Here is a 21512-nt window from a genome sequence, read left to right as displayed (position 1 = left end):
CCCTTGCGCCGCGGGAATCCGGCATGGCGCCCGGCGGGCGCCGGCCGGATCAGAACTTGTAAGAGATGCCGACGAACGTGATCAGCGGGTCCGCGTTCACCTTCGAGCGCGACGTCGCGAGCGTCGAGCCGTCGGCCGCCTTGATGGTCGTCGTCGCATACGTCTTGAGCGGCATGTACGACAGCGTCGCGGTCAGCCCGAGGTGCTTGGTGAGCGCGTAGCTCGCGCCGAGGTTGTAGATCGGCGTGAACGACGACGACGCCTTCGCCTCGACCGACGTCGGCCCCGGCTTGCCCGCGCCCGCGGCGAGCACGCTGCCGAGGTTCTCGTTCACGTCGCGCATGAAGTTGCCGTTCAGCTCGATGTTCGTGAACCAGCTGTACGCGACGCCGACCCCGACGAACGGCCTGAAGCGCGCGGTCGGCTTGTTGAAGTAGTACTGCAGGATCACGGCCGGGCTCCATTGCCGCGCGTTCTTCACGGCCGGCTGGTTCGCGCCGCTGCCGAGATCGACGTTGCCGAGCGAGCCGCTCGGGCCGAACGGCCGGATCTCGCCGTGCCCCGTCAGCTTGAACTCCGGCGGCACGCCGAGCACCGACGTGACCGCGATGTGGTCGGTGAAGAAATGCGTGAGCGTCAGGCCGACCGTGTCCGCGTTGTTGACGGTGAGGCTCGTGCCCGGCGACGTGAACGAGCTTGGCAGCCGCAGCGGCCCGTTCATCGGCGAATCCACGACGTGGGTGGTCAGCGGGCCGCCCGAGCCTTGCGGCATCACGTGCAGCCAGCCGAGCGTCGCGACGTCGTCGCCCGCCTGCTGCGCGAGCGCGAGCACCGGAACTGCCGCGGCGACGCCGGCGGCAAACAGCTTCTTCATGAGATCTCCTCGCATGTTGCGTCCGCCGGCGTCACTGCACGAATGCACCGATCGTGAAATACGGGTTGCCCGCGGCGCTCGTGTCGAGGAAGCCGAACACGCCGCCCGTGAACACGAACTTGCCGGTCGGCGGCCCCGACGCCGCATCCGCATGCACCGTCGTGATCACCCCCGGCACCTGCTGCGTGTAGTCGAGATTCAGCGCGCGCGTGAGCGCCGCCTGCGACGCGTTGAACGGATCGAGCAGCGTCGCCTGCGTGCCGACGAGCGCGGTCGCCCGATAGTCGAGCCGGCTGTCGACACCGGTGTACTCGCCGTTCTGCGAGCCCAGGGCGATCGCGTTGCGCGGGCCCAGGATCGAAATGCCCGATTCGTCGTCGGCGGACGGCGAGCCCTGCGTCAGGTCCGCGTTCGCCGCCCCCGTGCGGATCAGGATCGGCACGAGCTGGTTGCGCAGCTTGCCGACGATCAGGTTCGCGCGCCCCGCCTTCGCCGGGTCCACGGCGGCGAGCGTCGCCGGAATCTGCGGCAGGTAGTTGACCGACTGGAAGGCCGGCACGTCCGCACGCAGCGTGAAGTTCTGGTTGACCGTCGCGGACGACGCGAGCGGCGCGCCGCCGTTCTTCACGCCGAGGTTGTCGGTCTCGACGTAGCTGCCGTCGGCGCGGATCGTCACCGACTGGTCGACCGCGACCTGAGTGAAGTTCTGCGACGGCACCTGGTGATAGCCGAGCTGGCTGTACGTGCCCGCGATCTTCGACAGGTCCGTCTCCACCTGCGCGAAGCTGATGAACGGGTAGGTCGGGAACGTCGTCTTCGGAATCCGGGCGACGCCGATCACGCCGTCGAACTGGATCGTCGCGCCCGGAATCGCGCCGCCCAGCACGCCCTCGCCGAGGAACATGCGCGCCGGCCGCGCGGGATCGAGGCTCGCGTTGTTCAGGCGGAACGTGCACTGGTTCAGCTTCTTCGTCGGCAGCCCGGTCTCGTCGGACAGCGTGCCGGTCATCACGTTGTACGGCGCGGCGGCGCGCGTCGGCTGCACGGTGCCCGTCGCCCCGGGCACCGGCGACGCGAGATAGGTGATCTGGAACGTCATCTTCACCGTGTCGAGCTGCACCTTCACGAGCTCGCCCGAACCGGCGCCGCCGATGAACGCGGTGTTGTAGTCGATCTGCTGCGGGCACAGGCGCACGACGGGCGCCGGCGGCGGATCGCCGTCGCCGCCGCATGCCGCGAGCACCGGCGCGAACGCGGCGGCGGCCATCCAATTGAAGAGTTTCATAGGAATCCTGTTTATATCGACGAAGGCGGCGTTGCGCGCCGCCTTGCCTGCCGGATGATTACTGGACGAATGCGCCGACCGTGAAGAACGGGTCCGCCTGACTGTTGTTCATGACCATTGCGTAGACGTTGCCGATCTTCACCGCCCAGCCGGTATCGCCCTTGCTGATGATCGCGACGTTGCCGTTCGCGCTCGTCGCATTGAAGTCGCGCGTCGCCGTCACCTTGATCTTGCCGGGCGTCGCCTGGGTGTAGTCGAGCGCGAACTGGCCCGTGACCCCCGACGTCTGCGGATTGATGAACGCGGCCGTCGCGCCCTGGAACAGCGTCGACGTGTAGTTCGCCGCCATCGACGAGACGGCGCTGCCGTCCGTGCAATTGCCGGCGCCCGGTTCGAAGAAGCTGCCGCTGTAGATGCCCGGCAGGTCCGGGTGCGGCACCGCGTGGTCGAACGCGGGCCCGTCCTGCGCGGGCGCGCCCGTCACGCCGTTGTAGGTGACGACGCCGCACGCGGCGGCGCTCGTCGCGCCGATGAAGCCGCCCTGCATCGCGTTCGCCGGCATTGCGGTCGCGGGCGCCAGCACCGAGATGCCGACCTCGGGGTCCGCGACCGAGCCGAACGGATTGCCGGGCGGCGAATACGAGTAGCCGACGCGGATCACGACCGGCACGCGCGCGCCGTTCAGCTTGCCGACGATCATGATCCCCTTCGCCTGCGACGGCGTCACCAACACGATCGTCTGCGACTGGCCCGCGATCGGGTAAGACTGCCCCGTCTGCGGCAGGCTGACGAACACGTTGTCGGGCGAACCGTCCGCATTCTTGCGCAGCGTCCACGGCATGCCGGTCGTCTGGCACGAGTAGTCGCTGCCGGCCGTGATCGTGCACGAGCCGTCCGCGTTCAGCGTCTGGTTCCAGTTCACGACGTCCGGCTGCCAGCCTTGCGGCTGCGTGCTCTGGAACGAGCTGCCGGTCGGCTGCAGGTGGATGCCGAGCTCGTTGTAGTTGCCGGCGACCTTCGAGAAGTCGGTTTCGGTCTCGCTGAAGCCGATGAACGGATAGAAGTCGAACGTGCGCGACGGCACGATGCCGAGCGTCACGCCCGGAAAGAGCTCGATGCCCGAGAACGCGATCGTCGCGCCGGGAATGCCGCCGCCCAAGACGCCGTTGCCGACGAACAGCATCGGCGGATCGGCGCGGTTGATCGTCACCGCATACGCGCCGTCGCTCGTCGCGCCGCTGTCGAGCACGAACGCGCAACGGTTCTGCTCGGCCGTCGGCAGGTTGGCCGGATGGTGGAACGCGCCGCTGATCGTGAGGCCCGCGCGCGTATTGTTGATCTGCCCGGCCGACGTCGGCACCGACGATTCGATGAACTGCATCTGATAGGTCTGCTTCGTCGTGTCGAAGCGCACCTTCACGTATTCGCCGCTGCCCGCGCCGCCGGTGTAGGTCGTCGTGTAGTCGAGCGCGTCCGGACAGAGCTTCGCGACGACGGGCGGCTCCTTCACGGGTCCGCTCGGCCCGCAGGTCGTGCCGGAGCATTGCGGAACGTTGATCGGCCCCGGATCGTCGCCGCCACCGCAACCGGCGATGAACGGCGCGGCCAGCATCGCGCAGGACAACAAGGCAGACAGCCCAGGCTTGAAACGCATCAGCCCCTCCTATTGATGAACGTGTGTCTCGTCGGCGCGGGCTCGTCGGCCCGTCGCCATTGATGCCGGCCGTCGCCGGCCCGGCGACGGGCGGCGACGGGCGGCGACTGCCGGATGGCGCCCCGGCCGCCAAGGGCCGTGAGCGAGCATGCGCGGCCCTCGCGCGCCAGTCGTGCGGCGGCGCGCGAGAGCGGAAATCGTTGCGGTGGAATGCGCCGGCTAGAAACCCGTTGCGCGGGATGGCGGTGCGTTGCGTGCGTTGCCCTGTCGGGCGATCCGCGCGGAATGGTGTTGCGTCGTCTGCCCCCAGCCTCGGTGTCTCATCTCGGTCTCCGTCGGTCCGCGGTGCTCGTGACGGCGCCGCGTTGTTTGCGTGAAACTATGATCCGACGAATGCGGCATGTAAATTGATACCGAATTCCAAACATTGCATCGCGCGAGAGGCTACCGTCACAAAGGGCGTTCACGATTTTTCAAACAGCATACAGATGTGTATCGAGCCACCGGAAGATGCGCATTTCCGTGATGACGGGTGGCGCGGCACGGGAACGTACCCCATTGTTCGCCCCCGCATTACTTTGCATGCGATGGCAATTTAGAACACGATCGGCCGGACTGTGCACACGAACGGTTTTTCGGTCGAAACCGCACTGAGTCATGAAAAACCGTTCGATCGCATGGTTTTTCAGAATTCTGAAGCCACTCTCATAAAAACTTGCCGATCACACAGTTTCAGCTTGCTTTTCGCGATATGAGTGCAATACTGTGTGATCGTACAGTTTCTTCTTTTACCGCGACGAAACGCGCCGGCGCCGCGCCAGCCGCCCGGCCCGCCGTTTCCGTCGCTGGAGTCCGTCGACATGCGTTACACGATCGAGCAAGCCTCCGACCTCGGCGGCGTGATCCGCGCCGCCCGGAAGGTGCAGAACCTGCGCCAGGACGATGCCGCCGGCAGCGTCGGCGTCAGCGAGTCGTTCATGGTCAAGGCCGAGCGCGGCGCGGACACCGTCCAGTGGGGCAAGGTGTTCCAGATCCTGCAGGGGCTCGGCGTGCGGGTCGTCGTCGACATTCCCGACGCGAACGACGAACTGCTCCGTAACCAGTCGGCCAGGGCGAGCCATCGCGCGAGCGTCAGGGAACGGCGCGCCGCCGAGCGGCTGCTGCTGCGCGCCGAGGCTGCTTCACCAGCCGATTCACCGGCCGCTTCGACCGACGCGGCGCGCCTGCTGAAAGCCGCCAGACTGCTCGTCGCCGACGCTGAAACGGCGGCGGAATCCGCCGCCTCGCCCCCGCGCGCGACGCGCGCATCGCAACCGCCCGGCCCGAGCGCCGCGTCCCGCGCGCTGGACGTCGCCCGTCGCGTGCTGGCCGACGCGGACGCGCACGCGCCCCGCCCGCCGCGCGGCAGCCCTGCCGAACCAGGAGACGGGCAATGAACGGGCGCACCCTCGTCGCGTCGATCGACGGCCAGCGCATCGGCACGCTGCACGAGCACCAGAACCTGTGGGCGTTCGAATACGCGCGTTCGTGGCTCGACCATCCCGCCCGCTTCGCGCTGAGCCCGCACCTGCCGCTGCAGGCGGACGTGCTGCGCGACGGCGCGACCACGCGCCCGGTGCAGTGGTATTTCGACAACCTGCTGCCCGAGGAAACCGTGCGCGCACTGCTCGCGAGCGACGCGGGGCTGCCCGACATCGCCGACGCGTTTGCATTGCTCGCGCACTACGGCCGTGAATCGGCCGGCTCGGTGACGCTGCGCGCGCCCGACGATCGCGCGGAACCGGACACGCGCCTGCGGCCGCTCGGCGACGCGGAACTCGACGCGCGCATCCGCGCGCTGCCGGCGGTCCCGCTCACGCATGACGCACCGAAGAAAATGTCGCTCGCGGGCGCGCAGCACAAGCTCCCGGTCGTGCTGCGCGACGGGCAGCTGTTCGAGCCGAGCGGGCAGGCGGTCTCGACCCACATCCTGAAGCCGAATCACCCGCACGCGCGCGACTACCCGCATTCGGTCGTCAACGAATGGTTCGTGATGACGCTCGCGCGCCGCGTCGGCCTCGACGTGCCCGACATCGAGCGCCGCTACGTGCCGGCGCCCGTGTATGTGATCCGCCGCTTCGATCGCGACGTGACGGACGGCGCGGTCGAGCGGCGTCACGCGATCGACGGCTGCCAGGTGCTCAACCTGGCCGCGACGATGAAATACACGGGCTGGTCGCTCGACGCGCTCGCGGCGCTGGCGAACGCCTGCCGCGCGCCCGCGCCGGCGCGGCTGCGGATCTTCCGCTGGCTCGTGTTCTGCATCGTGGTCGGCAACGGCGATTCGCACCTGAAGAACCTGAGCTTCCTCGTCGCCGACAGCGGCCTGGCGCTGTCGCCGCACTACGACCTGCTGTGCGACGGCGTGTACGAAACCGCGACCTACAGCCCCAGGAGCCGCTGGCCGGATCTCGCCGAATTCACGCGGCCGGTCGCCGGCGTGCGGCGCTACGCGGACTTCACGCGCGACGTGCTCGAGCAGGCCGGGGCGGCGCTCGGGCTGACGCGCGCGACCGCGCTGCGCCATGTCGACGAGCTGCTGCAGCGCATTCCCGCCGAGGCGGATGCGCTGCTGCGCGAAGTCGGCCGGGACAACGACGCGATGATCGCGGCGCGCCCCGAACTGACGGCGACGCTCGGCGGCGAAGTCCACCTGCTGCGCGCGATCCGCCATATCGTCATCCACGAGATGGTCGCGCGGCTGCGAAGCCGCTGACGCACGTCACCGCCCGAACCGACGCGCGGACCAATCGGGGTCGTTGACGGCAACGCGACGATACAAGCGTGCCGCCGTCGCGTTCAATCGGTTCCGTACCGGGTCGATCTCGGGCCGTACGGCAGCCCGTTCGGCGGCCCCGCGGACAACAGCCGCTTGCTGGTCAGCCCGGCCACGTCATGCGCCTCGTCCGTCAGCGAATGCGCGACCTGCTTGACGGCCGCCTGCACGAGTGCCCCGACGATCCCGAGTCCGTTGACGCTCATGTTGTTGCCGACCTCCTTGCCGGTCGTCCGGCCCTCTCCCTGCCACAACACGTCGCCGGTCTTCAGGTCGACGAGCTTGGCCGACGCCGCCACGACCGTTGTGCTGTCCTCCACCTGGTACACCGAGCCGTACTTCGAGACCTTCGAATACAGCGCGGCATCCGCGCCGAAGATATCGCGCAGCTTGGCCGGCGGCGTGTCCTGGATCTCGGCGGCGTTGGTCAGGCCGTTCTGCTTGAACGTCTCGTCCATCACCGCGACCGGCACCACGTAATAGCCGGCCTCGGCGAGCGGCAGCGTCATCTGCGACAGCATCCCGTAGGTCGCGCCGACGTCGGTGGTTTCGTTGACCGGCGGCAGCACGAGGATCGAGCGCGGCTGGCTCTTCTTGAAGGCCGTGTAGTCGAGGTGTTTAGCGGGCTGCGCGCAGGCGCTCAGCAGCGCGACGATCCCCAGCACGGACAGCAGCTTGAATGAAATGGTCTTGAACATGGCGTACGCGTCACTGTTGGGTGGTTTTCTGCGAAGCGGATTTCTTTTTCGTCAGGAAATCCATGTAGGCGGACGATTCCGGAAACAGCTGCTTCTCCGCCTGCAGTTCCTGTTCGGCCTGCTGTTCGCCGCCGACGCTCGCGTACAGCATCCCGAGATGCGCATGGAAGCCCGGCGGCGGCGTGTTGCCCTTCGCCCGGATCTGCTGCAGCGCCTTTTCGAGCGCGTCGATCTGCTCCTGCGGCGACGTCTTGCCCTTGAAGTACTCGTACACCTGCGGCTGGTAGCCGTTCCATTGATAGAGCGGCGGCGTGGTCGGCGCCGCGCAGCCCGCGAGCAGCAATGCGGCGGCCGTTGCCGGCAGCCAGATACCCCGTTTCATGGTCATTTCCCTTCTGGTTGATGTGGTGAATCGGTGAAGCAGTGGCGCTTACTTCGCCGGCTTCAGCGCGCCGGCGTCGACCTGGTCGACGAGATGGTTGACGGCCTCCTGGATCGCGAGGTCGAGCACCTTGCCGTTGAGCGTCGAGTCGTAGCTCGCGGTGCCGCCGAAGCCGATGATTTCGCGGTTGGACAGGCTGAATTCGCCCGCGCCCTGGCTCGATGCGATCACTTCCGACGTCGTCGTGTCGACGATGTTCAGGTTGACCTTCGCGTACGCGACCTGCGTCTTGCCGCTGCCGAGGATGCCGAACAACTGGTGATCGCCGACTTCCTTGCGGCCGAATTCGGTCACGTCGCCCGTCACCACGTAGTTCGCGCCCTTCACCGCCTGCGCCTTCTTCATGAAGCCGGCTTCCTGCTTGATCTCCTCGAGGTTTTCGCGATCGAGCACGTTGAAGCGCCGGCTCTGCTGCAGGCGCGTGACGAGGATCGTCTTCGCCTGGCCGCCGAGGCGGTCGATGCCGTCCGAGAAGATGCCGCGCATATAGCTCGAACGGTTGTCGAACTTGCCGACCGCGATCGCGACCGGCTTGCCCGAGTACGGGCGCTGCGCGCTGCTGACGGCAGGCACGTCGAGCGTGCGCGACGATTCGGTCGCACACCCGCCCAACCCCACCACGACCGCGGCCATGACAGCCGGGAAATATCGTTTATATCTCCACACTTCAAATCCTCCCTGGCAAAAAATCCAAAAAAGCCTTTTTGGTTTCAACGTCTTCAAACCATCAGAATTGCGCCGTCAACTGAAGTCCGACCGTAACGCGCGTGGTCTCGAATTCCGACGGCTTGTAGACCGGCGTGCCGGCGAACAGGTCGTACCCGTAGGCGCCTAACCGCGTCGCCATGCTCCCCTTCACGCCGATCACCGCGCCCGCGAGCTGCGTGTGCCGGCCAGCGCGACCGGCTGCGGCCCCCACACGCGGCCGTAGTCCAGCCCCGCATAGATCGCCTGCCCCGTCCGCCCGACCGGCATCTGCAATTCATTGCGCCAGTAGAAGCCGCGCGCGGCCGCCAGCATCGTCTCGCCGTCGAAGCCGCGCACCGTGTAGCGGCTGCCGATCGTCAGGTCGTCGATGTAATACAGCGTGTTGCCCGTGTATTGGCCGTGGAAGGTCGTCACGTAGCGGAACGGTTGCCGTGCGATCGAGAACGGCATCGACAGGTTCGCGTCGAAGACCGCCATCTTGTAGCGGTACGTCGGGCCGCCGCCCTGGGCAAGGAGGTCGTCCTGCGCGCCGAACCAGTCAACGCCCTGACGATAGGCGAGCGTGCCGTCGAATTGCGCGCCGCCGAAGTAGTGGCGGTCGGTCAGGCCGATTTCGACGAACGTGTTGTTGCGGCGTTGCTGCGGGATCTCGGTGTCTTCGATGAAGCTCTGGCCGAAGCGGCGCGACAGCCGGAGCTGCATGCCGAACACGTCGTTCTGGCTGCGCGCGAGCACGCGATGCAGCTTCAGGTCGACCGTTTTCGAATTGCCGCTCGCGACGAAGGTCTGGTTCACGCCGGCGATCTGCTGGTAGTAGGTGTTCGTGTACGCGGACAGCGTGGCGGTCCAGTAGCCCCACGGGATCGAGTAGAAGCCGTTCCAGCCGTGCGAGCCCAGACGCTTGTCGCCGAACTCGAGATCCTGGCTCACGCCGACGTTAAAGACATCGTTCAGGCCGAGCGGATTGTCGATGCCGACTGACAGATTGCCTTGCAGCTTGCCGGTCGCGCGCGTGCCGGCGTTGTCGATCGACGCGACGACCGTCCACGGTTTCGCGCGCTTGACGTCGAGCACGACGTCGCTTTCGCCCGGCACGTCCGCCGGGACGATCTGCATCGACACGTCCTGGCTCGATACGCGCTTCATCTGTTCGAGACCTTGCTCAAGGGCGCGCAGGTTCAGGAGGTCGCCGTCGCGGGTCGGGAATGCGGTTTTCCAGGTGCCGCGCAGCTTTTCGTCGGCGAAATGCACGCGGCGGATCACGCCGGGGATCAGGGCGAGCGTCAGCGTGCCGGCGGACAGGTTCTGTTCGGGGAGCAACACGCGGGTCGTGACATAGCCGCGGGACAGGATCGCCCGGGACAATCCCTTGACGAGCACGTCGAAGCCTTGCTTGCCCACGCATGCCCCAGCGTAGTGTTCGAGCCATTCGCGGGCAAACGCGAAGCGGTCCTGCGGCAGTGCTGATGCGCCTTGCGCCTTTACTGCATCGGGCACCGCGTCGGGAACGTCGAGAGCGAAGCGGTCGATACGGAAGCACGACGATTCTTCGGGCAACACGGGGTACGCTTCGACGCGCGGCACCTCCGAGCGCATTGAAGGTGCGTGTACCACTGCGTCGCGCTGCTGCGCTTCGTGTTACTGCTGAACCTGTCGGTTTTGCTCCGCGTTGACGCGGGCTGCTGCGGCTTCCTCGGCTGGGGTTGGCCCTTGCTGCTGCGCATGGAGCGCGAGTGATATCACGGCGAGCGGCAAAGCCGCCAGCCTGCGTGTGGTTTTCATTGCTTGTTTTCTTCGTCGACTGTCGGCTTGTAGCTGTCGCGGGCCTGCTTGTTGCCGCTACCGATGGAGTTCAAGTGCAAGATGTTTGAACGCTCTGTGTATGTTCCCGTCGCAAGCACAATCATTCCGACAACAACCCCGAGATCTGGTCCACGATCTGCTCCGATGCGTACTTCCCGCCGATTTTTTCAGCCAGTTGCTTCGCGAGCATCCTTTCCTCTGGATGCAACTGGCGGTTGAATCGATCAGAATCGAACTTGCAGATCCCTTAATACCGTAACGCCACCCCAGGCAAACGAACACGAGCGGCCGACCTCGAAACCTACCTTCTTTCCATTTAGTTCTCGCTGTTCCGAGATAGGTACGCAACCACCAGAAATTGTTACCGTGGGAGCACCCTGCATCGAGAGTGGAAATTCAATCGCAGCGTCTTCTGGGATGCGATGCGTAAGCGTGACACTCTCGATGTAGTCGTCCGGCAAAGTAAAAATGAGATCATCATCGACCCACAGCGTGTAGTAGTCGTGCCGAAACGGCGCCTGACTCACACAGAGCTTGCTGGTATGTAATCCGATAGTTTGGGACTGACACGCCGGCTCAGCGGCATAAGCCACACCGACGCACCCATAAATCGCGACCAATATTACAAATATCAATTCCCTCATCACCCAACTCCCTAATGCGACATTTCAAATTCATCAGAAACCATCACCGATCATTTCATTAATGCACATCAATTCCACGCCCCTTCAATGTTTCAAGCCGCACCTTAAATTCATCAACTGGAGGAGCTGGATATCCGGAAGTGTCGCAACCCTTTTTCTTCGCAAGCACGACATTCTCAATCGCTTTTTTCTGATAGCGAATAAACGCCACAGCATATGGTGATGGTGCATTCTGTTCGATCAGGAAGAGTTGCGCCTCAGCACCCTTCGCGTCCCCGCTCCTTCCATAAATTTCACTGAAATTCTTTGCCGCCCATTCGTTCAACAACATCGCAGCACTTGCATGCTGGGCACATGTGAGATTTTTACCACCACCATCCGATTGAGTGGTTACGCAGCCGATTAAGGCATGCAACACGACAACACAAAGAACTTTCTTCACCTTCGACTTCACGCCTTCCCCTGCTTACTAATTACTATCATTTCGATACGATTCGCGGATTATCAGCGACGTGGTCAAACACAAACGCAAGCGCGAAGAATTATTTTTGATGAATCACCTCCTTTACTACAATTAGTTCCTTATCCCATTCGCCGCCGCACCAGCCGTTTGCAGCGATTCCAGCCTTACATATCGATCATCCACACGCCTTGATGATAGTGGCGTTGTATCTCATGGATATGAGGACGGTTGGTGCATTCCTGTAATTCCCGGCATCCTCCTTAAGCTCTGCAAACATACCTTGTTTGCAGAATGAATCAGGATTAGCCGAAACCTGTTTCCAGCCCAGATTGACCAGGATTTTGATGTCCCGCCCCTGAATCTGATGCGACCACGAATCCGTGCGAACCAGGACCGATAACAACGCTCCGCCAAACTTCGCGTTTTCATTTCGATAAACGACACTCCTTCCGTTTTCGAGTATCGCCGCCATGTCATATTTCATCATGCTTAATTTTTCACCTGCGTTATCAGTCGAAGGATTTTTCACCAATCCATAGACAAGCATGAACAGCCACACCACCACCGCCAGCGCCAGCGCCAGCGCCAGCGCCAGCGCCAGCGCCAGCGCCAGCGCCAGCGCAATTACATAATGCTTGACGGGGCGACTCGAATTTCAACTATCCGACACAATTTAATTACTGTGACTTCGGAAATTTGAATACGGGCATAGATACTCCCGTTCCGGCACTTCCGCCGGGATTTATCGATTTCGACGGCGCACCGCCCCCCAAACCAGCCTCGGCAGCCGTAGCGCCACCAATAGCATGATTCCCACCAAGGCAAACACCGTAAACACAAGCCGCGGTCGAGTAGGAGCCGCCCGCCAAGAGTTGATCAGGATTCTCCCCTTGTACTGCGCTTTGCAATCCTTATTTGACGGCACCCAACCCAACGTAACGCTCGTGCCGACCGTCACGGACAATGGGGTGCCAGCTCCGACATGGACTTCAGTTATACAGGTTCGGCGAGATTGAGCGAGCCAGACCCGTAGCGTTGTCGTTGACGGAAATGTAGTCAGGAGTACGGATACCAGGTTGCTGAAATTATCGGCCAGACTGCTTCCTCTCGTAGAGCCACATTATCAATGTGCATGACGGAATCACTAAACCCATCAGCCTCACCCATTTTGAAAGCCGCCCCCACGACGGCAGGTGGTAACCTCCTGCGCCGGCTAGCCATGCCAACCCTGGCCACACCAAAAACTCAAAGAAAGCTCCAATAGCAATCAATATTATCGAGAAGAATATAAAAAAATAGGCGATAGCCGCCAGCTCGCGTTTCAATTTCTTCATTTCGCGGAAGATCGAAGAACATCACGATTATTCAGTGTATTCACACTACCGCCGGCACCTTCCAATCCAACAGCACCCGCAATCGTCCCGCCGACTGATGGCAATACGCTTGGCGGTACATATTTCGACACCCCAAGTCCCAATTCAACCCATTCCGGCCGATACCACGGGTTGAATTTGTTATTCAATATTCCTTCAATCTTGCCACCAGCACCATAACCAAGCAGAGATCCAGCGGCTGCACCAGCCATGCCAATATTCGGATTGATTCCCTGAAGTGCCGAACCGGTCAAGGCACCGCCGGTATTCATCAGCAGACCTGGTAGGAATCCAGTGCCAAACGTCAGCGCCCCTGTAACGCCAGCCATAACCACATCATTAAAATTAATTTTTCCATCATTGAATACATACTGAGCGCCAATGTTCACAACAGCACCAATGCTACCGCCTGTTGCCATACCAGCAAGAGTCGGGATGCCACCGGCCGTCACAATCCCAAGCCCGATCATCCCCGCACCCGCCACCGTCGCTCCCACCGGGTCCTTCTTGATATTCGACGTCACAAGTTCGTTATACGTCTGTCCTTCGCCCAACTGCTGCTGCCCTCGGTCATACGCACCCTGATTAGTCCCGTGCAATGCCGCGGCCCGGCCGTCCTGACTCTTGCTCGCCGCGCGCGACTGGTCGACCGCATTCGACACCGCGTCGATCACCGGCGCCTTCAACGCCAGCGTCAGGCCGCTCTTCGAGATTTCCTGCGTCTGGCCGCGATGACTCGTGTCTTGCGCCGCATCGATCGTCACGTTCGCGCCCGTGCCGCTGATGTTCCGCGCGGCGATCAGGTCGCTGCCGGTCACGTGCAGGTCGTTACCCGCGCTGATGCTCAGGTTGCCGTTCAGCGAGCCGATCGTGCTGCCGTTGTTCGTGATCTCATGCGTCTGGCTGGTCGTCTTCAGCGAACTGCTGCCGACCGACACCGACAGCCCGCCACCCGACATCAGCCCCGATTCCCTCTTCTCGTAGTAGCTCGACGATTGCAGCGTATCCCGCGTCGTCGCGATCGTCGCGTTGCGCGCCGCGTTCAGCGTCACGTCGTTCGTCCCGACCACGGTGCTGCCCTGGATATCGAGATCCCTGCCGCTCGCGATCGTCACGCCGTCGGCTGACACCAGGCTGCCCCGGTTCAGCGTCATCGTCTGGTCGATCCCGCTTGCAACCTTCGACCCGCTCACCACACCGCTGCGACTGTGCGTCTCGTGCGCGTTCAGCTCGTGCGTCTCGGTCGCCGCGCCGATGTTCACGTCGCCGGCCGCCGCAAGCGTCGCGTTGCCCTTCTCCAGGCTGATCGCGCTGCCGATCACGTTCAGGTCCTTGCCCGCCACGATCGCGACGCTGTCACCACCGGTCAGCGTCGTGCCCGTCAGCGTCTGATCCGACGTGTGGTAGGTCTCCGCATAGCTGCGGCTTCCCTCGTTGCCGGCGCTGCTGCTGTTCACGGTCGACGTCGTGCGCGCGGCCCCGAGCGTCACGTTGCCGCCCGCCGCGATCGCGCCACCACCGCCGAGATCGATCTGCGCGCCGTGCGCCGTCAGATCACCGCCGACCGCGATCGCCGACGCGCCGCCGACCTTCACGCTGCTGCCCACCGCACGGCGAATGTCGGTATCCGACACACCGTTCGAACGCTGGGCCACTTTTTTCTCGCCGGCTTCCTGTGCGCCGAGCGTCCAATCGCCGCCGATTTGCATTCCCAGGTTGCCGCCTGCCGACAGCGCCCCCGCGTTCTGCCGGAAGTCGCCGCCTGTCCCGATTGCCGCGTCGCCCGTGACGTCGATGTGGGCTGTCGGCCCGAGCGTCGTCGTCACGCGCGTGGCGCCGTCGGCATTGACTTGTTTCTGCGTCTGCGGCGCGGTATCGAGAAGCAGATTGCCGCCCGCCTGCAATTGCAGGCTGCTCGCCTTCACGTTCGCCGACGTCAGATCGACGTCGCCCCGTGTCGCCAGCGCCATGTGGCCGCCGCTTTGCAGCGTGCCGTAGCGGTTGTCGATCTGCTTGCCGTCGATCGACACCTTGCCCGACGCCGTGATCGCGCCGCTGTTCGTGAACGACTGCACGTCCTTCAGGTCGATGTTGTCGGCCGCGATCAGCGGCCCCTTGCTCATGTCCTTCTGATCGGCCTTCGCCAGATAGACGACCGGCACGAGCACCGACTGCCCATCGACGACGCGCGTTTCCAGCAGCACCACGTTGCCCGTCAGTTGCGACACCTGTTCGGCGGACAGTCCCATCCCGAGCGGCAAGTCGAGCGATTTCGCCAGTGCCGCGCCGGCCCCGAGCAGCGACTCATACATCGCCTGCACGTTCGTGTACGGCCCGAGCACTGCCTTGCCCGTCAGCGCCGTGATCTGGTTGCGCACGAGCCACTGTTCGTGGAAGCCGTCGCCGAGCCGCCGTTCCGTCTGGTCCGGATTCAGTCCGAGCTGTTGCAGGTAGTAGTCGCTCGACATGAAACGCCGCTGGCTCGTGAATGCGGGATTCGTCTCGATCAGGTAGCGGGCGTCCGGCGCCGGGTTCGGATGGAACAACCCGCCCTGTGGAATCGTCAGGTTCTTCAGCACCGCCACGGCCGTTGCGGTCGCGATGACCTTGTCGATGCCGCCGCCCACCGCGCCAATGTCGACGCCCGGCGGCAACCCGATCGGCGGAATCGTCGCGTTCCCGGCCGGATTGTGGATGCTCACGCCCGTGCCGCTCAGCGTGCCGTTCGACACGAAGCTCGATGCATAGTCCGGCAGTCCGTGGCGCTTCAGGTCCGCCGGCCCGTTGCATCCCGCATCGTTGCAGAACGAATAGCTCCAGAACTTGCTCCCGTCGTAATTCCGGTACCAGTAGCGTCCCGTGTAGGTCACCTCGACGCGCGGGGCGTCCTGGCCCCTCCAGCTGTCGTTGTCGAGCGCGCCGGGCATCGCGATGTCGCCGGCCGCCGCCACCGCGCTCCAGTCGTTCTGCAGCGTGCCGACCGACGACGCGTCCAGCTTCCCGCCGGACACGATCCGCGCCTGCGGGCTGAACCGCGCGATCACGTTGGCCCGCGCCTTCCCCGTATAGGTCGTGTACTGGTACGTGCTGTTGTACTCGCCGCCGATGCTGCCCGGATCCTTCACCCCGACCTGACCGGTCCGGCCGCTCAGGCTGATGCCCAGGCTTTCGAGCAGCGCCGGATCGACCTGATCGGTCCACGCCGTCTTCATATCGCGCCGGGTGTTCGTCACGAGGTCCGCGTGCAGCGCCATGTCGCCGTCCGACCGGACCAGGCCCGACCGGTTGAGGATGCGCGCCGCGTTCATGTAATGACCGCTCGCGTTCTTGCCGCCCGCCAGCACCACGCGGCCGACACCGTAAATCGCGGTCAGCGCGGGCGTATCGGTCGCCGTCGTGTCGTCGCGGTTCTCGATGGCCTGCGACAGCAATTCGAGCAGGCCGCTACTGTCCGACGCGCCGATCAGCGCAGTCGGGCCGACGTTCTCCAGCTTCGAGGCGGCTGCGAGCGACACGCTGCCGCCCACCATCGTGCCGGTGTTCGTGAGCGTGTTCGAGTTCGTGCGCAGCAGGCCACCCGCCGCCATCGCGCCATGGTTGACGATCGTGCCCGCGTCGACGCCCAGATTGTTCACGCTCATCAGCCCGCCGGTGTTGCTGAACGTGCCGGGCAGCGTGAATGCGAGGTCGTGCCCCGCGTCGAACCGGTAGTCACGCGTATACGCAAAGTCGCCTTGCAGGTGCATCGTCAGGTTGTTTGCCGCGCCGTATGCGCCCCCTCCGGACAGCGTGCCGGCCGTCACCGACAGATTGCGCGTGGCGCCGATCTGACCGCCTGCATTGGCGATCACACCCGTCGTCGCGATGTCGACGTCGCCACCGGTGCCGGCGATGCTCGCGATCCGGCCGCCATCGTTGTTGACGCCACCCGCGCGAATCCGGGCGTTCGCTCCGCTCAGCTTGCCGTCTTGTGTGTTGGTCAGCGTGCCCGCGTCGAGCGTCATGTCTCCGTTGGCCGTCAACGCGCCCCGCATGTTGCTCAGCTCACCTGCGATTCGAGCCGAAACCGAGCCCAGCGCCTCGAGCACGCCGCCCGCGTTGTCGAGCGCGTCGACCGACAACGCGATCCCGCCGCGGCTCGCCATCGTCCCGCCCACGTTCGTCAGCGTGCCGGCTGCCGGCGCAAGCTTGAGCGTGCCGGTTCCGGCATGGACGATCTTGCCGCCCGCGTTGTTCAGTGTCGACGGCGCCAACGTCAGGTCCACGCCATTTGTCCGGATCGTGCCGCCGTTCGAGTTGTCCAGCGCGCCGCTCACGTCGAGCGTGGTGGCCTGATCGCCGTACTGGGTCAGCGCACCGTGCGTGTTTTGCAGATTCGCGGCCTTCACGTTCAGCCGATCGGCTGCGATCGCGCCTTCACGGTTGTCAAGCAGCGCAGTCGCGAGCTGCAACGTCTGCAACGCCGTCAGGCTGCCGCGATTGACGACCGAGCCCGCTTGCACCGATACGTCGCCGTTGCCGCCGATCACCCCGCCTCGCGCGCCCGACGCAGCCGTGCCTCCTGCGTTCGTCAGCTGGCCTGTCGTTGAAAGCGACAACCCGTCCGCGTTCAGCGACGCGATCCGGCCTGCGGTGTTGACGAGCGATGCGCCCGATATCGACAGGGCGCCGTCGCTCTGGATCGTGCCTGCGTTGTTCATGACGTCGCCCGCGGTCAATTCCAGTGCGCCGTTGGTCACGAGCGTGCCACCCTGGTTCGCGACCTGCCCCGACGTGTCGATCGTCAGCGGCCCGCCGGCGGACATCCGGCCGCGCCGATTCGACAGGCTGCCCGCGCGCATCGTCGTGCCGGCCTGACTCGACAGCGTGCCACGGTCGTTGCGCAGCGTACCGGATGCATCGGCGTGAATCTCGCGTTGCGCGCTCGTTGTCGCGTCGCCGAGATCGACGTCGCCCGCTTCGGCGCGCAGTGTCACGCTTGCCATCGCGGCCGTTTCAGCGCCGGACAGATCGATGCTGCCGCCGGTCAACGCAACGTCGCCGCCGGCGACGTTCCGGCCCGTCGCCCGCAGTCGGCCCGACGCGCTAACACGCAGGTCGCCACGACCAACGACCGTACCATCCTGATTCACGCCGGCACCGAGCGAACCGGTCGATGCAACCGTTCCGGCCGACACGCTCAGGTCTCGCTGCGCGGCCAGCGCGCCGCTGTTCGACAACGTGCCGCCGGTCTCGATCGATACGCTCTGCTGACCATATGTCTTGCCGCTGTTCTGGATGCCGTCCCGCGCGCGACAGGCTCAGATTGCCGCGCGCATTCGTCCTGCCCGTCATCACGAGCTGGCCGTTCGTGTGCAGCGTCAGCTCGCCCGCCTGCGCCGCGAGCACGCCGGCATTGCTCACGCCGACGCCGTGCTCCGTGCCGACCAAATGGATTCTGTCCGCATACATCCCGCCCAGTTGGCTGACGTCGATCGATACGCCCGGCGCGGGACCATCGCCCTGAATCGCGGTCGCGTCGAGCGTGCGATGATCGACCCGATTCGCGCCGGTCACGACGTTCAGGGTCTTGGCGTACATCGCGGCGTTCGCCTGAACGGCGCGCGAGATCAAATCGACCTGATCGAGGTTCGATGCATCGAGACCGGCACCCTGAACCGCAATCAGCCCGCGGTTGACGTGGTAGCCCGCGAGCGAACCGTCCGCGCCGTAGTACGGCAGGCCGGTCGTCAGGGTTGCGCGGCTCGTGTTGATGAAGCCCCCGCCGTCCATGACGATGCCCGCCGGATTCGCCAGCACGACTTCGGCCCGGTTGCCGGCAATCTCGACATGGCCGCGCAACCGGGATGCCGCCGTGCTGTTGACCTGGTTGACGATGATCCGTGCCGCCTGCCCTGGCCAGAAGTTAGGATTGCAATTGATTGTCCAGGCTTGCTGCGTCTGAACCATCGTCGACGAGTTGTTCAGGATCGCGCCGGGTTTCTGGACATCGAACTGGTTATACGTATTGACCGAAACGCCCGCTCCGCTCGGCGCGGCAATGTTGACTTGCGGGAGACCGTTTGGCGTCTGGATCACGTGCGTCGGCGTACCGGGCGTCGGCGCGATCTGCGCGGGCGCGATCGCCGGCACCGCGCCAGGCAGCGTCGCAGCCGCCGCCGCAATGCCGCGCAACCTGCCACGCCGACGTGCACGCGTTGCGTCGCCGGCCGACTTCCCCGCGGCGATTGCCGTCTCCGCCACCGCCACCACCATTCCCCGGAATCTGGAGTACACCAGACGGTAGGTCTCTCTGTTCATTGCTCCTGCACTGCTGCTTGATCGAGCTGTGAACCGTAACTCCGGACAACGAAAGGAATGCGTTATGAATTGAGGTGTGTTTCGTAAACTACACAGAACATGCAGAATCTAACTTGTCCGATTGACGATCCTCCGATGCCGGGCGATGCATGAAGGCGAATGTGATCCCGCGCAACCCAGCCCCCCACGCGATGAACGCCTCTCGCCGATCGTCGAACAACTCGTCGCACGGCTCGCCGGCATGCCGGACCACCCGCGCTTCGTCGGCGCGCCGCTCGATCCGTCCGTCCGGTCTTGACGCGCATGCGCTCGGCGCGGTCTGGCCCGCGCTGCGCCACGGCGAGCCCGTCGACGTGCCGTTCGAACCGCCGGCCGCGCCGCTGCGTGCGGTGCCGTGGCTGCCCTACGACGAGGTGCTGCTGCAGCGGATCGTCGATATCGTCGCGCGCCTGCTGCTGAAGTAACGCGGCGCCAGGGCCGCTTGCGTGTCAAACCTGAAACGTTTCTTACGTTTTGCGGACGCCTCGCTGACATCTCCCGGAAAGAATCCCCGGAGAATCAACGATTTGTAAGCGTTGGCACGCTAGTGGCTTACATTCGCCGTACAAGCCGTGCGTCGTGTTGTCGCAATCGCGTCGCAGCGTGCCGCTCCCCCCTTCGCGGCCTGCGTTGCGGCGCCGGCGCAGCGCGATGCACCGGCTTGTGCAGGAGACCATGCGTCATCGGCCCGGACGAAGCCGGGAATGCCGAGGTGGCGCCCCTCGGCGTCTACGCCGGCGGCAGTCCGGCCTCAAGCGCCGCATGTTGCGCGCTTCACGCCATTGAAAACAGCCCGCAGCCAAATTTACTGCCCGATATCAGATTTAAAACATCCAGGGAATTTTTACCCACCCCATAATTTACAAATTAGAAAATATCTTCACTTTTATTTCCCGCCTTCATGGATTGTATTTTAGCGCGCCGGTTGACAGCCAATTTTAATCCGGATATAAATACGCCAATCGATCGCCGGAAGCACAGATAGCCGTCATCGTAGCTTTTTCGTGAATGTCTGAAGACATCCGCGGCTCGCGATTCCGTTTAGATTCTCATTGCAAACTGATGCAGTGGGGATGCGCCTGAAATTCGAATTCGCCCTTGCAGCAGCAGTGTCGTATTTAAGCTCGACTTCCGGAATGGGTCGGCCTCACATGCAGCTCTGGAACGCATTATTCAATACGCGCTCATGCGTGCATTGATGCGCAATCTTTCGCATTGACGGCCGTCTTGCCTTCACGACGACGATGTCGCCTCCGTTCGTGCGGGTCCGGCAGCGAACCGGCCTGTTCGCCGGGGGCGAGCATGACGAGTGCGATCGATCATCCGTCGAATTTTATTTCGCAAAGCAATAACCAACAAACTCGAATAAACGAAGCAGCACGCTTTTTGCCGCCGCCAATTATCGAGGGCCTTCATTGCCATAGGCAGATCTGTCTTCTATCGATTAGTGGAGTCGACCGTTTCCACGGGAGGTTGGGTATTTCAGCACGTTTCCCGATGACGTCTGCCGTCGAAAGACGTTGGCGCGCCGGCGCTCGCGTCTCCTTCAATCCATGGCGATATAACCGATGCGCATTGATATGATCGAAGTCACAGACCATCCAGTTCGTTTTCCCGCCGCGCCGCCGCGTGATGGCAGTGCAAGTCCGACGCACTGGATGGAGCAAATCCTGTTCGACCTGGAATCGACCCATTCCGAACACGATGCGTACGAGAAAATCGCGGCTGCGGTCAGGGAAGTCGGGTTCGAATACAGTGCGTATTATCTCCACACGCCCTGGCCGCTGTCCCGGCCGAAAATCTACGTGCTGACCAATTTCCCGGAAGCATGGCAGCAACGCTATCACGAGGCGCGCTACGTCGACGTCGATCCGGTCATCCGGCACGCGCGCCAATCGTACGCGCCGATCATCTGGAGCGACGCCGTGTTCGAGGAAACCCCGCAGCTCTGGCAGGAGGCCCAGGCGCATGGTCTGCGCTACGGCTACTCGCTCGCGGCGGTGTCGAACTGCGGGGTCGCCGGAATGATGTCGATGGCGCGCTCGCACGGCCCGCTCACGCGTCGGGAACTCCAGCAGCAGGAGCTCAAGATGCGCTGGCTCGTGAACGCCGCGCATCTGGCGATCACGCGCGCGGTGCTGCCGAAGCTCTCGCCCGACAACGCCATCGGACTGACCGCTCGCGAGGTCGAGGTACTGAAGTGGGTCGCCGACGGCAAGACCGCCAGCGAGATCTCGATGATCATGCTGATCTCCGTCTACACCGTGAATTTCCACGTGAAGAACGCGGTGACCAAGCTGAAGACCTCGAACACGACCGCGGCGGTCGCCCGCGCCGCGATGCTCGGCCTGCTCGTCTAAGGCCGCGCGGCACCGGCACTCAACAGCCACTAACCCATTGAATCCGACACGAAC

Annotated in this window: 13 protein-coding genes and 2 pseudogenes; 4 read left to right on the top strand and 11 right to left on the bottom strand. The window is 64.0% G+C overall.

Features of this window, described 5'->3' with window-relative positions; genetic code table 11:
• Positions 1-49 precede the first annotated feature (49 nt).
• The 3 genes from ACFIMZ_RS35555 to ACFIMZ_RS35545 are packed head-to-tail and all read right to left on the bottom strand — an operon-like array spanning position 50 to position 3813.
• Positions 50-874: an OmpW/AlkL family protein gene (locus ACFIMZ_RS35555; protein ID WP_431825938.1), complete on the bottom strand. Its 825-nt coding sequence runs from the start codon at positions 872-874 to the stop codon at positions 50-52.
• A gap of 31 nt (positions 875-905) precedes the next feature.
• Complete coding sequence (locus ACFIMZ_RS35550) at positions 906-2159, bottom strand: DUF2957 domain-containing protein (RefSeq protein ID WP_431825937.1); 1254 nt, start codon at positions 2157-2159, stop codon at positions 906-908.
• Between the two features lie 58 nt (positions 2160-2217).
• Positions 2218-3813, bottom strand: a complete 1596-nt coding sequence (locus ACFIMZ_RS35545) for a DUF2957 domain-containing protein (protein WP_431825936.1) — start codon at positions 3811-3813, stop codon at positions 2218-2220.
• An 860-nt stretch (positions 3814-4673) separates the two neighbouring features.
• Between ACFIMZ_RS35545 and ACFIMZ_RS35540 the strand changes: the two genes are divergently transcribed.
• Positions 4674-5249: a helix-turn-helix domain-containing protein gene (locus tag ACFIMZ_RS35540; RefSeq protein WP_431825935.1), complete on the top strand. Its 576-nt coding sequence runs from the start codon at positions 4674-4676 to the stop codon at positions 5247-5249.
• Positions 5246-6568, top strand: a complete 1323-nt coding sequence (locus tag ACFIMZ_RS35535; protein ID WP_431825934.1) for a HipA domain-containing protein — start codon at positions 5246-5248, stop codon at positions 6566-6568. Before ACFIMZ_RS35540 ends, ACFIMZ_RS35535 begins: the two co-directional genes overlap by 4 nt.
• An 83-nt stretch (positions 6569-6651) precedes the next feature.
• Here the strand turns inward: ACFIMZ_RS35535 and ACFIMZ_RS35530 are convergent, their stop codons facing one another.
• The 8 genes and pseudogenes from ACFIMZ_RS35530 to ACFIMZ_RS35495 all read right to left on the bottom strand — a co-directional run.
• On the bottom strand, positions 6652-7326 hold the full coding sequence (locus ACFIMZ_RS35530) for a DUF799 domain-containing protein (protein WP_431825933.1): 675 nt from the start codon (positions 7324-7326) through the stop codon (positions 6652-6654).
• 10 nt (positions 7327-7336) lie between these two features.
• The gene (locus tag ACFIMZ_RS35525) at positions 7337-7708 is read right to left on the bottom strand and encodes a DUF4810 domain-containing protein (RefSeq protein WP_431825932.1); all 372 of its coding nucleotides are present in this window, start codon (positions 7706-7708) and stop codon (positions 7337-7339) included.
• Between the two features lie 48 nt (positions 7709-7756).
• Positions 7757-8401, bottom strand: coding sequence for a CsgG/HfaB family protein (locus ACFIMZ_RS35520; protein ID WP_431825931.1), 645 nt, complete (start codon positions 8399-8401; stop codon positions 7757-7759).
• Positions 8402-8495: 94 nt separating this feature from the next.
• Positions 8496-10258, bottom strand: a pseudogene (locus tag ACFIMZ_RS35515) (ShlB/FhaC/HecB family hemolysin secretion/activation protein).
• A 245-nt stretch (positions 10259-10503) separates the two neighbouring features.
• Positions 10504-10923 carry a hypothetical protein gene (locus ACFIMZ_RS35510; RefSeq protein ID WP_431825930.1) on the bottom strand — a complete coding sequence of 140 codons (420 nt, stop codon included), beginning with the start codon at positions 10921-10923 and terminating at the stop codon, positions 10504-10506.
• Between the two features lie 58 nt (positions 10924-10981).
• Complete coding sequence (locus tag ACFIMZ_RS35505; protein WP_431825929.1) at positions 10982-11365, bottom strand: hypothetical protein; 384 nt, start codon at positions 11363-11365, stop codon at positions 10982-10984.
• A gap of 196 nt (positions 11366-11561) precedes the next feature.
• Positions 11562-11951, bottom strand: coding sequence for a hypothetical protein (locus ACFIMZ_RS35500; protein WP_431825928.1), 390 nt, complete (start codon positions 11949-11951; stop codon positions 11562-11564).
• Between the two features lie 1545 nt (positions 11952-13496).
• Positions 13497-19059, bottom strand: a pseudogene (locus ACFIMZ_RS35495) (hemagglutinin repeat-containing protein); the annotation flags it as partial.
• 191 nt (positions 19060-19250) lie between these two features.
• Between ACFIMZ_RS35495 and ACFIMZ_RS35490 the strand changes: the two are divergent.
• Positions 19251-19523 carry a hypothetical protein gene (locus ACFIMZ_RS35490; protein WP_431825927.1) on the top strand — a complete coding sequence of 91 codons (273 nt, stop codon included), beginning with the start codon at positions 19251-19253 and terminating at the stop codon, positions 19521-19523.
• Positions 19524-20756: 1233 nt separating this feature from the next.
• Positions 20757-21458 (top strand): autoinducer binding domain-containing protein, encoded by a 702-nt coding sequence (locus ACFIMZ_RS35485; RefSeq protein ID WP_431825926.1) that lies wholly within the window; start codon positions 20757-20759, stop codon positions 21456-21458.
• Positions 21459-21512: the final 54 nt, after the last annotated feature.

The sequence above is a fragment of the Burkholderia sp. F1 genome, from assembly GCF_050813845.1.
GTDB classification, from domain to species: domain Bacteria; phylum Pseudomonadota; class Gammaproteobacteria; order Burkholderiales; family Burkholderiaceae; genus Burkholderia; species Burkholderia ubonensis.
The sequence above is the reverse complement of the archived record's forward strand: the minus strand, read 5'-3'. Positions and strand labels throughout refer to the sequence as shown.

Excerpts from the sequence above, each read along its gene's own strand:
- ACFIMZ_RS35510 (WP_431825930.1), bottom strand. The coding sequence starts at position 10,923 with ATGAGGGAATTGATATTTGTAATATTGGTCGCGATTTATGGGTGCGTC.
- ACFIMZ_RS35525 (WP_431825932.1), bottom strand. The coding sequence starts at position 7,708 with ATGAAACGGGGTATCTGGCTGCCGGCAACGGCCGCCGCATTGCTGCTC.
- ACFIMZ_RS35520 (WP_431825931.1), bottom strand. The coding sequence starts at position 8,401 with ATGGCCGCGGTCGTGGTGGGGTTGGGCGGGTGTGCGACCGAATCGTCG.
- ACFIMZ_RS35555 (WP_431825938.1), bottom strand. The coding sequence starts at position 874 with ATGAAGAAGCTGTTTGCCGCCGGCGTCGCCGCGGCAGTTCCGGTGCTC.
- ACFIMZ_RS35545 (WP_431825936.1), bottom strand. The coding sequence starts at position 3,813 with ATGCGTTTCAAGCCTGGGCTGTCTGCCTTGTTGTCCTGCGCGATGCTG.
- ACFIMZ_RS35535 (WP_431825934.1), top strand. The coding sequence starts at position 5,246 with ATGAACGGGCGCACCCTCGTCGCGTCGATCGACGGCCAGCGCATCGGC.
- ACFIMZ_RS35530 (WP_431825933.1), bottom strand. The coding sequence starts at position 7,326 with ATGTTCAAGACCATTTCATTCAAGCTGCTGTCCGTGCTGGGGATCGTC.
- ACFIMZ_RS35490 (WP_431825927.1), top strand. The coding sequence starts at position 19,251 with ATGAACGCCTCTCGCCGATCGTCGAACAACTCGTCGCACGGCTCGCCG.
- ACFIMZ_RS35540 (WP_431825935.1), top strand. The coding sequence starts at position 4,674 with ATGCGTTACACGATCGAGCAAGCCTCCGACCTCGGCGGCGTGATCCGC.
- ACFIMZ_RS35550 (WP_431825937.1), bottom strand. The coding sequence starts at position 2,159 with ATGAAACTCTTCAATTGGATGGCCGCCGCCGCGTTCGCGCCGGTGCTC.
- ACFIMZ_RS35485 (WP_431825926.1), top strand. The coding sequence starts at position 20,757 with ATGGAGCAAATCCTGTTCGACCTGGAATCGACCCATTCCGAACACGAT.